At 41.2% G+C, this 12,630-nt stretch carries 9 protein-coding genes; 8 read left to right on the forward strand and 1 reads right to left on the reverse strand.

Annotated features, from left to right (window positions below):
* The first annotated feature begins 116 nt into the window (after positions 1-116).
* The 5 genes from nuoE (at position 117) to AC4PHB_RS02685 (ending at position 8,471) form a co-directional block, all read left to right on the forward strand.
* The gene (nuoE, locus tag AC4PHB_RS02665; protein ID WP_492137125.1) at positions 117-650 is read left to right on the forward strand and encodes an NADH-quinone oxidoreductase subunit NuoE; all 534 of its coding nucleotides are present in this window, start codon (positions 117-119) and stop codon (positions 648-650) included.
* Entirely contained in the window at positions 651-2,396 is a 1,746-nt protein-coding gene (gene nuoF, locus AC4PHB_RS02670) for an NADH-quinone oxidoreductase subunit NuoF (protein WP_492137126.1), read from the forward strand.
* A 16-nt stretch (positions 2,397-2,412) separates the two neighbouring features.
* On the forward strand, positions 2,413-5,973 hold the full coding sequence (locus tag AC4PHB_RS02675; protein ID WP_492137127.1) for a molybdopterin-dependent oxidoreductase: 3,561 nt from the start codon (positions 2,413-2,415) through the stop codon (positions 5,971-5,973).
* A gap of 106 nt (positions 5,974-6,079) precedes the next feature.
* Positions 6,080-6,808, forward strand: coding sequence for an ABC transporter ATP-binding protein (locus tag AC4PHB_RS02680; protein WP_492137128.1), 729 nt, complete (start codon positions 6,080-6,082; stop codon positions 6,806-6,808).
* A complete protein-coding gene (locus AC4PHB_RS02685) occupies positions 6,801-8,471 on the forward strand; it encodes a putative ABC transporter permease subunit (protein ID WP_492137129.1) in 1,671 nt (556 codons plus the stop codon). The genes AC4PHB_RS02680 and AC4PHB_RS02685 overlap by 8 nt, the downstream gene beginning before the upstream one ends.
* A 31-nt stretch (positions 8,472-8,502) precedes the next feature.
* Here the strand turns inward: AC4PHB_RS02685 and rpsD are convergent, their stop codons facing one another.
* A complete protein-coding gene (gene rpsD, locus AC4PHB_RS02690; RefSeq protein WP_492137130.1) occupies positions 8,503-9,093 on the reverse strand; it encodes a 30S ribosomal protein S4 in 591 nt (196 codons plus the stop codon).
* A gap of 188 nt (positions 9,094-9,281) precedes the next feature.
* Here rpsD and AC4PHB_RS02695 point away from each other — a divergent pair, with 188 nt between their 5' ends.
* The 3 genes from AC4PHB_RS02695 to AC4PHB_RS02705 all read left to right on the forward strand — a co-directional run bounded on the left by AC4PHB_RS02695 (position 9,282) and on the right by AC4PHB_RS02705 (position 12,485).
* The gene (locus AC4PHB_RS02695) at positions 9,282-10,079 is read left to right on the forward strand and encodes a M55 family metallopeptidase (protein WP_492137131.1); all 798 of its coding nucleotides are present in this window, start codon (positions 9,282-9,284) and stop codon (positions 10,077-10,079) included.
* A 254-nt stretch (positions 10,080-10,333) separates the two neighbouring features.
* Positions 10,334-10,840 (forward strand): DUF8052 family protein, encoded by a 507-nt coding sequence (locus AC4PHB_RS02700; RefSeq protein WP_492137132.1) that lies wholly within the window; start codon positions 10,334-10,336, stop codon positions 10,838-10,840.
* Positions 10,841-10,874: 34 nt separating this feature from the next.
* Entirely contained in the window at positions 10,875-12,485 is a 1,611-nt protein-coding gene (locus tag AC4PHB_RS02705; RefSeq protein ID WP_492137133.1) for a carbon starvation CstA family protein, read from the forward strand.
* The last annotated feature ends 145 nt before the right edge of the window (positions 12,486-12,630 follow it).

Raw genomic sequence — 12,630 nt, forward strand, 5'->3', positions numbered from 1 at the left:
GCAAATTAATGGAAATTGAATGTTATCTATATAACGACTCTTTAGATTGTTTATTCAGATTCTTTATTATATAATAGATTTGTTGAACTATATCTAAAAGCAAAGGAGTTGGTATTGTGGGCTGCTGTGGAGCAAAGGAACTTAAGTCCCACTTCCTGGACGAGACTGTTGACCTTTCAAAAATGGATTCAGTCATAGCCAAGTACAAGGAGGTAAAGGGAAGTCTCATAACTATTCTTCAATATGCACAGGAAACCTATGGTTACCTCCCAATGTCAGTGCTGGAGTACATATCTAAAGAGACCGGTATATACAGCTCTCAAATCTATGGTGTAGCTACCTTCTACACCCAGTTCAGGCTAAACCCAGTTGGGGAAAACCTGATTATGCTTTGTAAAGGTACAGCCTGTCATGTAAACGGTGCAGACAACATCGAGGAAGCTATAAATGAAGAGTTGGGCATCAAAAATGGTGAAACAACAGAAGATAATGCTTTTACACTTAATAATGTTGCCTGTCTTGGTTGCTGCAGCCTTTCTCCGGTAATGATGATAAATGGAGAGACTTATGGGAGTTTGACGCCTCAAAAGACAAAGGATATTCTTAGGAGCCTCAGGAAGGTTACCTTGGCTCAAAGGGAGGGGAATTAAATGAAGGTTGTCGTCGGTCTTGGCAGCTGCGGGATAGCAGCTGGAGCAAGAAAAGTATACGATGTCCTGGATAGTGAGGTCAAAAGCAACAGGCTCGATATCGACCTTGAGATAACTGGTTGTGTAGGAATGTGTCATCTCGAGCCAATAGTAGACATCTATGATGAGAGTAATAATTTGGAAAGATATGTAAGAGTATCTGGTGAGGATGTCCTTGGTCTTGTTCAAAAAGCTATGGCAAAGGAAGAGGAAGCTTCTCATAAGATATCTGCTGTTGACGAGGAAGCACTTGGAAAGCAAGTAAGAATAGCGATAGAAAACTGCGGTATAATAAATCCTGAAAAACTGGAAGAGTACATAGAAAGAGGGGGCTATGAAGCCCTTAAGAAGTGTCTAACTGAAATGACACAGGAACAAGTTATTGAAGAAATGAAGGAATCAGGCCTCCGTGGTAGAGGCGGTGCAGGATTCCCAACCTGGTTCAAATGGAATGCAGCATATAGAGAGAGATCAACGCCAAAATTCATGGTCTGTAACGCCGATGAGGGAGATCCAGGGGCATTTATGGATAGATCCATACTCGAAGGGGATCCACATAGACTCTTGGAAGGTATGGCTATAGGTGCTTATGCTATTGGTGCAGAAGAAGGCGTTATTTATGTAAGAGCAGAGTATCCGCTTGCGATCAAGAGATTAGATATCGCGATCAATCAGGCCAGGGACGCAGGTTATCTTGGTAAGAAGATATTTGGTTCTAACTTCAACTTTGATATCAGAATAAAAGCTGGTGCAGGGGCCTTCGTATGCGGCGAGGAAACTGCTTTGATAGCATCTCTTGAAGGAGAGAGAGGAATGCCTAGGCTCAAGCCTCCGTTCCCGGCACAAAAGGGCTATTGGGGACAGCCTACAAATATCAATAACGTAGAGACCTTTGCCAACGTTCCATGGATAATCAGGAAAGGCGGAGCAGCCTTCGCAGCTTATGGTACGGACAGATCGAAGGGAACCAAGGTTTTTGCCCTTACAGGAAAGATAAAGAAAGGTGGACTTGTAGAGGTTCCGATGGGAATGCCAATCAAAGATATCATCTATGGTATCGGCGGTGGAATACTAAACGACAAGAAGTTTAAGGCGGTTCAGATGGGAGGACCATCGGGTGGTTGTATTCCAGCACACCTTGAGGATACTACAGTTGATTATGAATCACTTGGAAAGGTCGGGGCAATAATGGGCTCTGGCGGTATGGTAGTAATGGATGACTCAACCTGCATGGTTTCCATGGCAAAATTCTTCCTGGACTTTACACGTAAGGAATCATGCGGCAAGTGCATACATTGCAGGCTTGGAACCAAGAGGATGCTTGAGATACTTGAAAGAATAGTTAACGGCAACGGAAGACCCGGTGATATTGAGCTTCTGGAGAGCCTTGCAGTTGAGGTCAAGGACGGTTCTCTGTGTGGCTTGGGTCAGACAGCTCCAAACCCTGTTTTAAGTACGATCAGATATTTCAGGGATGAGTATGAAGCTCATATACATGATAAGAAATGTCCTTCTAAGTCCTGCAAGGCGCTTATAAGATATGACATTCTTGATAATTGCATAGGCTGCGGAATGTGTAAGAGAAATTGCCCAGTTGGTGCTATAGCCGGTGAGCCTAAGATGATTCATAAGATAGATCAGGACATTTGTATCAAATGTGGAAAGTGCTATGAAGTTTGTAAATTTGATGCTATAGAAATAAGCTAGGAAGGTGGGGGTGAATATGTCCGTAATAAATTTGAATATCAATGGAAAAGAAGTTAAGGGTAATGCAGGTCAGACGATTCTTGACATTGCCAGAGCAAACAAAATTGAAATCCCTACCATGTGCTTTGATGAAAGGGTAGAGATATACGGCTCCTGTGGACTGTGCGTCGTTGAGGTTGAGGGTATTCCTAAGCTGTTAAGATCTTGTGCAACGGTAGCATCCGATGGAATGATAATCAATACAAATACAGACAGAGTAAAAAGTTCAAGAAAAACAGCGCTGGAGCTTCTTCTGTCAGATCACGTAGGAGACTGCAGACCGCCGTGCGTACTGGCATGCCCAGGATATACAGACTGTCAGGGATATGTAGGCCTTGCTGCAAACATGGAATACAGAGAAGGGCTAAAGCTCATAAAGGAGCAACTGCCGCTTCCTGCATGCATTGGAAGGGTATGTCCACATCCATGTGAGACTGCATGTAGAAGACAGCTTGTTGAAGAGCCGATATCCATAGCATATCTTAAGTCATTCCTTGCTGATATAGATCTTGCCAGCGATGACGTTTTTATGCCGGAGCTTGGAGAACCGACTGGTAAGAAGGTAGCAATAATCGGTGGCGGCCCTGGAGGGCTTTCAGCAGCCTATTTCCTAAGGGTTGCAGGTCATGAGGCAACAATTTATGAACAGATGCCTGAAATGGGCGGGATGCTGCGATACGGTATTCCGGAATATAGACTTCCTGGACATGTAATCGATCAGGAGATCGATATAATTAGGAAAATGAATGTCAGGTTCGTCAATAATGTCAAAGTTGGAGAACAGCTTGATCTATCCTACATAAGAAATAACTTTGATGCATGCTATATATCTATTGGGGCTTGGAAGAGTACCAGCCTTAGAGTAAAGGGCGAGGATCTCCCTGGAGTTATCGGAGGTATTGACTTCCTGAGAAAAGCGACAGTCAATGAGCATATGATGATTGGTGAAAGAGTCGCTGTAGTAGGTGGCGGAAATACAGCTATGGACGCCTGTAGAACCGCGATTAGACTGGGAGCTAAAGAGGTCTATGTACTTTACAGAAGAACCGAGGAGGAAATGCCTGCTGAGCTGATCGAGATAAAAGAGGCCAAAGAAGAGGGTGTTATCTTCAAGTTCCTTGTTTCTCCTCTGGAAATAATTGAAGAGAATGGTAAAGCAGCTAGAGTTAAACTTCAAAAGATGGAGCTGGGCGAGGAAGATGCATCAGGTAGAAGAAAGCCAGTCCCTATTGAAGGAGCCTTTGAATACCTGGATATCGACCTTGTCATAGGAGCAATCGGACAGGAGTCGGCTCTGGACGGTTTCGAGATACTTGAGAAAACAAAAAGAGGAACGATTGCAGTAGATGAAAACAGCTATCAAACAAATATTGAGGGAATATTCGCCGGTGGTGATGTAATCAACGAGGGAGCCAATATCGCTATAAAAGCTATAGGCGATGCTAAGCGAGCTGTAGGAGTAATAAATTCTTACCTCGAAGGCCATGTTATTCCATACAGAAGACCATATGTCGTAGAGAGGACACATCTCACAAGCGAGCACTACAAGGACAGATCTAAGGAGTTTAGATCACCGATGCCTCATCTGTCAGCAGAAGAAAGGAAGAACAACTTTAACGAGGTAAACCTCGGTTTCACTCCCGAGCAGGCAGTAAAAGATGCCATGAGGTGTCTGGAGTGTGGCTGCGGTGATTTCTTTGAGTGCAAGCTGTACAATTATTCAAATGACTATGATGTGCAGCCTGAGAGATTTGAAGGTGAGGTACATTTCAGGGAACAGGACGATGATCATCCCTTTATTGTTAGAAATACTGACAAGTGTATCCTTTGCGGGCTTTGCGTGAGGGTATGCGACCAGGTAATGGATAATGGGGCACTCGGATTGGTTGAGAGAGGCTTTGATACCATTGTAAAACCAGCCTTAGATCTCAGACTGGCAGATACATCCTGTATATCCTGCGGACAGTGCGTCAGTGTTTGTCCAGTAGGTGCTATACAGGAGAGACTGCAGATAGATAAATCAGTGCCCGTTGAAACTGGGAAGACGAAGACGATTTGCTCCTTCTGTTCAGTTGGCTGTAATATCGACATAGAGACGAATGGTGAAATGCTTTATAGGGCAGTTCCCAATAAGGACAGCAAGGTTGACGAAGGCCTTCTATGCGTCAAGGGAAGATTTGGATATAATCAAGGAAAGCAAAAAACAAGACTTTCAAAGCCTTTGGTTAGAATGGGCGGCAAGCTGATAGAAGGTACCTGGGATCAGGGAATGAGACTAGCTGCTAAGAAGCTCCAATCTCTCAAACTCCAGTACGGCCCTGAGTCAGTTGCAGTGGCTATTTCCGATAAGCTTACCAACGAGGAAATATACATTGCCAAGAAGTTTGCTTCAGAATTCCTGGGGACAGATAATATCACCTGTTTCAACAGAACCTATGGTGGGATAAAGGACGTTCTAGGCTATGATGCATCATCAAATACCTTTGAGGAGATCAAGCAGTCAGACTTCATTCTTGTTATGGGAGCTGATATGATGAAGGACCATACCATAGCTGCTCTTAAGGTCAAGCATGCAATCGACAAAGGAGCCAGGATGGTAGTTATAAATAACAGTTACGACCAGATAAATGAATGGTCAAGCGCTGTTGATTGTCCGGATAATGATCTTACCTGTCTAAAGGGCATACTGAAGGTGATCATAGATAAAGGCTTTGAACCGAAGAATGCAGAGGGATTTGCAGAGCTTAAGGCATCACTAGAACGAGTACAGCCTAAGCCTGAGGCAATAGATATTGCAGAGCTTTATCTTGAGGCCAAGAAGCCTGTTATAATATTTGACCAGAACTACCTTACTGCTGAGGCAGCTAAAATGCTGGCAAATATTGCTGTTGTTTCAGGCCAGATAGGTAAACCAAGAAGAGGCATCATCCAGCTTAAGCCAAAGAATAACAGCCAGGGTCTTGCAGATTTGGGAGTAGATAAGCCTTGGAAGGATATTGTAGATGGTATAAGAACGAGAAATATAAAAGGTTTGATGTCATTTGGCGAGGATATTCCGGTTGAATATCTTGAAGGACTTGAGTTCTTTGGGGTACAGGACCTTTATCTGACACCTTCTGGAGAAAAAGCTGATGTTGTGATACCTGCAGTAAGCTATGCTGAGTCAAAGGGTACCTATACCAACAGCGAAAGAAGGATCCAGTGGACTAATACAGCTATTCCACCGCTTACCGGCTATGCAAACTGGCAGGTTGTAAATGAAATGATGTATATCCTAGGCAGAGTCAATAAATACAAAAAAGTTGAGGAGCTTACTGAGGAAGTATCCAAGGCCGTGCCTGAATACAAGGATCTGTTCAAGCTTGGTGGATCAACACATTGGCCTATCGGAGGAACGGAGATCCTTTATACTAAGGGCTTCAACTTCCCGAATGGGAAAGCCAGACTTGCGGTCATCTCGGAAGGAAAGCTATTTGATAAAAGGATTTCAACAGACTTTGTGGAGAAAGAGTTTGCTAAGGTATTGGAAGAAATATAAAAATGTGGAGGCAGGGAAACCTGCCTCTTTAGTTTGCATTTGAAACGCTATGGTTGTAGAATTAATCATGTAGGGTTCATAAACTGCTGTAAGGGGGAGTGGAAAGATGTTAAAGCTTGAAGGGCTGGAGAAATCCTATGGAAATGGATCGATAAAGGCAGTAGATGGAATAGACCTGGAGATAAGACCTGGAGAAATATTCGGATTTCTAGGTCCAAACGGTGCAGGCAAATCAACTACTATAAAGATGATAGTGGGTCTCCTGAAGCCGGATAAGGGCAGAGTAGTCCTTGATGGAATCGACGTATGGAAGGAGCCTCTCAAGGCGAAGCAAATTATCAGTTACGTACCTGACAATCCCGAAATTTACGATAGGCTTAAGGGTATTGAATATTTGAACTTTGTAGGTGATATGTACGGTATCCCAACTGATGTACGAAGAGAAAGGATCGAGAATTACTGCAGCATTTTCAATATAAAGGATGCTTTAGACGGCCTTATTGGTGGATATTCACATGGTATGAAGCAAAAGCTTGTTCTAGCTTCAGCTTTATTGAATGATCCTAAGCTATTCATCCTCGATGAGCCGATGGTTGGCCTTGATCCAAGGTCTGCCTTTAATTTGAAAGAGATAATGAAAGATATGTGTGATAAAGGGAGCAAAGTGTTTTTTTCTACACACGTAATGGAGGTAGCTGAGAAGCTTTGTGATAGAATTGCCATAATAAACAAGGGCAGGATAATAGCAATGGGGACTATGGATGAGCTCAGAGCTCAGGCAGAGGAGAAGGGGTCATTAGAAAATATATTCCTGGAGCTGACTGAGGATGAATAAACTGATATCTTTGGTAAAAACCGATTTAAATATAACCTTTGGAATTTCCTCACTCAAGTATTCCTTCAGGAACAAGAAAAAAAGATGGACCTACGCGATCATAGCAGTAGCATTGCTTTCATTGATTCCATCATATATTATGATGATTCAAGCATTGAAACATTTGTACTCTGCTTTTAGACAAATAGGTCAGCAATCATATTTTCTTATGATGGGGATAATGATATCTCAGTTTATAGTATTTTTCTTGGGATTATTGTATACAATGAGTAAGTACTATTTTTCAAGGGATATCGAACAGCTCCTTCATCTGCCTATTAGGCCATCCGTCATATTAGGCTCGAGATTTGCTACTCTTGTAGTAAGTGAATATATAGTCTCTTTGCCTATTGCGTTGCCTTTTGTGGTAATTTTTGGAACAAGTGAGTTCGCAGGACCTTTGTATTGGATAATTTCTTCAATTGTTCTTTTTCTATTGCCCTTGATCCCATTAGCAGCAGCAACAATAATAATAATGGTATTTATGAAGTATACTAACCTTAAGGGGAGGAAGGATCTTGTAAGAACAGTTGGAGGTCTGCTTTTCGTAATACTTATCGTGTTCCTCCAGATGAAGTTCAATCAACTGGTCTCACAAGGGCTAATGGATAATGAAAGTTTTTTATTTGACCTTGCCAGAGATTCTCAATTATTGGTGAAAAAGCTTGGAAGAGCCTACCCTCCAGCTATGTGGGCTGCGACTTCAATGGTAGGCGGCATACAGGGAAGTTGGATATTAAGTATTTTTGGATATTCTGCAGCCAGCATTTTTGGAACGGTAGCAGCTGTCGTACTATCAGAGCGTCTTTATATGGATGGATTGTTAGGTAGTAGCGAATCGCCCTCAAAAATCAAATCGAAGGATTCTGTTAAGCTTGAAAAGATTTCCAAAATCCGCAAGCCATGGTTGGCGATAGCACATAAGGAGCTTATGATGCTATTCAAAACTCCGATCTACCTCATGAACTCAGTGGGTGGGGTGGTGATTGTTCCTATACTGCTCGTCATGAGCTTAGTGACGAGTGGAAGCGATTTGGGGGTTCTTAGAGGTATGCTTCAAAGCAACGAATTCTTCCTTGACCTTGGCGGGGCTGGAATGCTTACATTGCTTGGTATGTTGAACTCTATAGGAGTTACTACATTCTCAAGAGAGGGTAAAAATCTATGGATCCAAAGGACACTGCCAATCAGGGCAAGAGAGCAGATTATGGGTAGATTGGTGGCATCAATGTCTATACAAGGACTTGGGGCTATATTTTTACTGGCAAGTCTTTGCTTTATATTGCCTTTGTCTCTTTTTTCTATTGCTTATATTCTAGTGGCAGGGGCCATAGGCAGCATCTTGATGTCATTATTAGGGATGACCATTGATATTATGAGGCCAATGAGAGATTGGACAAATCCACAACAGGCTATGAAGCAGAACCTTAATGTACTCATTGGAATGGGGATGTCAGTGGTTATTTTGGGACCTCTTGTGTATTTGGTCTATGTGACCCATGACTATATACCTGATTTTGCATTGCTTATGGGCATCCCCTTGCTATTCTTGGCAATGTCTGCCATAGACTACAGACTGCTCCATAGTCTCATAGAGAGACAGCTTTCTGAAATGGAGGAATAAATAAAATGGGAGCCATAAGCTCCCATTTTGATCAAGAGTAATATTCAACTATCAATTGGTCCTGTATTTCAATCGGGACCTCTTCCCTTTCAGGAAATCTTATGAAAGTTCCAGCTATCCTGTCCTTATCTTTAGTGATGTAAGGAAGAGAGCTGAGAAATGCATTTTCGAAATTATCCTTGAATAGCTCCACAGACTTTGATTTTTCTCTTAATTCCAGAGTATCACCTGGTGTACAAAGATAAGATGGGATATCAATTTTTTCCCCGTTAACTAGAACGTGTCCATGGACGACCATCTGCCTTGCCTGTCTGATAGAAGATGCAAAGCCGATCCTGTAAACAAGGTTATCTAGTCTTGATTCAAGGATCCTTATAAGAGCCGGTCCAGTCTGATCCTTGCTCTTCTTGGCCTTATCAACATATTTTGCAAATTGTTTTTCCATTACTCCGTAGTATGCCCTCAGCCTTTGTTTTTCCAATAGCTGTTGACCGTATTCGGACAGTTTTTTGTCTGCTCTGGAAGTTCCCTTTTTAGCCCTGTCCATAGCCTTGGGGTGTCCAAATATATTCAGACCAAGTCTCCTGCTCAGCTTAAATCTTGGACCCATCATTTTAGCCATTAATTATCAACTCCATAAAGAAATTTGCCGCGATAATTTTGAGCCAATAAAATTATAGCATATGATTACCTGATTGTAAATGATAAATATTATCATTTACAACATATTTACTTACAATATAACCTAAAATGAGGCTATTATGGTATATTGATATAAAGTGGACCGATAAAATTATGGGAGGGAAATGTATGAAGGTATTTATCAGTGCTGATATTGAGGGAGTTGCAGGTTGCACTACATGGGATGAGACTGAGAAGGATAAGGGAACATATCAAACATTTGCGAGACAGATGACCAGGGAAGTAGAAGCTGCATGTATTGGTGCAAACGAAGCAGGTGCTGAGGAAATTGTCATCAAGGATGCACATGACAGTGGAAGAAATATTGATCACACGACACTACCTAGAAACACTAAGCTTGTCAGGAGCTGGGCTGGTGGCCTTTACTCCATGGTACAGGAGCTTGATTCTACTTATTCAGCCTTGATATACATTGGGTATCATTCAGCAGCAGGAACTGACACAAATCCATTATCTCATACAATGAATACAATGCTGGATAAAATAACAATAAATGGCAAGATTGCAAGCGAATTCCTGATCCATTCATACATAGCTGCATATCATGATGTTCCGGTTGTTTTTCTATCGGGAGACAAAGGGCTTTGCATAGAAGCAGAGGATGTAGTTCCAGGGATCAAGACAGTGGCAGTTAAGGAGGGTAGAGGTAATTCTACTATCAATATCCACCCAGAGCTTGCTGCTGAAAAGATCAGGGAAGGAGTCAGGGAAGCACTATCAGGCAGTTATGAAAGCTTGAAAATTCAGCTCCCTGAAGAATTCAATATCATCATCAGGTATAAGAACCATAAGGACGCATATAGCAAGTCATTCTATCCAGGTGTCAATAAATTGGACGAAAATACGATCAGCTTTAAGTCACGAGATTATATTGAGGTATTGAGACTATTCAATTATGTAGTATAAAAGGATTGATAATGCTGATTTTTAGAATCCAGATGTGTAAATACTAACACATTATCCGATGAAACATTACCAGTATTTGACATAAGAGCCAAAAATAACTTCAAAAATGGCTTATTTAAGAGGGTTCCAATGCATGGACCCTCTTCTATGTTTTGGGCTTAAGTAATTGACATGACAAATTACTAGTAGTACAATAAAGCTGTAAATATCTATAGGCTGCATATCTTTTACTAATGTAAAAAGTGAGGACGGACATGGATTACGAGAATTATTTGGAGAATCTTGAAAATAAGCTTAGAAACAGCTTTGACCTATATAGAAATCATACAATAAACAATCAGAAATATGATTTATATGGTAGATTTTACATGACAACTGAAAGATACCTTCTCACTAAAAAAGCTAAGATATTTGGAATTGAGAATAATGAGCATATTTTGATCAAAAAAGCGGATGCTCTAAACAGATCGATATTTACTGAGTTCAAAAATGATGTTGTAAACATTATTGATGATATAGTGATTCCACATCCTGAGCATATGTCAAGTATTGTAACTTATGTTTTAGTAATAGATGAGGGCATAAACTCGATTGACCCAGAAATTTCTGATGCAGTGAACAGCTTCAAGTACCATAAAGGATTTTCATTCGGTCTGAGGGGATGGGTGGACGTCAGGATTCTGATAGTGTCCCTTAAGGACGGAATTGTAATATCAAATAAGAAGGGAAGGGAGGTCGAACAGGTATACAAAATATCGTGACTTTCTATTTCCAAAATCATAAGGAGGGGAATCTATGAACGCACTTTGGTTGATAGTTATTGGAATTTTTGTTTTTATTGCAGCTTATGCTACATACGGTTCATGGCTCGCCAAGCAATGGGGTATTGACCCAAGCCGAAAAACCCCTGCTCATGAGATAAATGATGGTGTTGACTATGTTCCCACAAAACCAGCGGTGCTTTTGGGACACCACTTTGCATCTATCGCAGGGGCAGGACCAATCAACGGGCCAATCCAGGCAGCGATATTTGGATGGGTACCAGTTCTATTATGGATCATCATAGGAAGTATTTTTTTCGGTGGTGTTCATGATTATGGTTCACTATACGCATCAATTAGACATAAGGGTAAATCAATTGGCGAGGTAATTAATGCCAATATGGGACACAAGGGCATGCAGTTGTTCTCACTTTTTGCTTGGTTGACTTTGCTTCTTGTCGTAGCTGCATTTACCAACATTGTCGCTAACACGTTCGTTTCCGTACCTGCTGCAGCTTCTACTTCTATGATGTTTATAGCAGAAGCTGTGTTATTTGGTTATTTAGTATACAGAAAGGGAGTAAGTTTGCCAGTAGGAACCATCATAGGAGTAGTCGTACTGTTTATTATGGTATGGTTAGGTACAGTAATGCCATTATCATTAAGCTTGAACACCTGGATAATAATACTGGCAATTTACATTTTTATAGCTTCAACCGCTCCAGTATGGATATTACTCCAGCCTAGAGACTATTTGAACTCATTCTTGTTATACGCTATGATAGCAGGAGCAGTTCTAGGTATTTTAATATTCAGACCTGAGATCCAGTTAGCACCTGTTACAGCATTTAACGTAAATGGAAGCTGGATGTTCCCAATGTTGTTTGTTACAGTAGCTTGCGGTGCTATTTCCGGATTCCACTCATTAGTAGGTTCAGGTACTACCTCAAAACAGCTTGACAATGAAAAAGACGCTAAGATTATAGGTTATGGAGCTATGCTAATAGAAGGTGTATTGGCAATAATAGCTCTCATCTCAGCGGCATATGTAACTCAAGGCGAGCTAGCTGAACTTTTAAAAGGTGGACCAGTAAATGTATTCTCAAATGGAGTAGGTACTTTTATGTCAAAGTTTGGTTTGCCTTTTGATGTAGGTAAGTCCTTCGTTGCTTTAGCAGTATCTGCATTTGCTTTGACATCACTCGATACCGCAACTAGACTAGCTAGATTCATATTCCAGGAATTCTTTGATAAGCCAGGGGCTGAGAAGCAAAGTATTTGGACAAATATGTATCTTTCAACTGGAATCACTGTAGTAATAGGTGCTTACCTTGCAGTCGGAGGTTTCGCTAGGATCTGGCCTATATTCGGTTCAGCTAACCAGTTGCTGGCAGGTCTTTCACTGCTAGCTGTGGCAGTTTGGTTGAAGAATACAGGAAAGAATTACCACATGATAACTCTGCCAATGATTTTCATGATAGCAGTTACATTAACAGCTCTTGTATTCTTGATAAGAAATAATTTCATTGCTGGGAATTATCTACTTGTAGTATTTCCAGTAGCACTGTTTATTTTAGCAATAATCCTTACAATAGAGGGGTACAACATCCTCTTTAAGAATAAACCAATTGAACACAAGAAGTAATTAGGACTTTCCAAATCCCAGCGGACCAACACCCGGTCCTCTGGGATTTTGTTTAGGAAGAATAAAGACATGAGTAAAATCAACATTAATTTTCATGTTTTACATTAAATATGAAAATTAATATTGATTTTCTTAAGTAAGCTGT

The organism is Gudongella sp. QWL-04 (assembly GCF_058683975.1).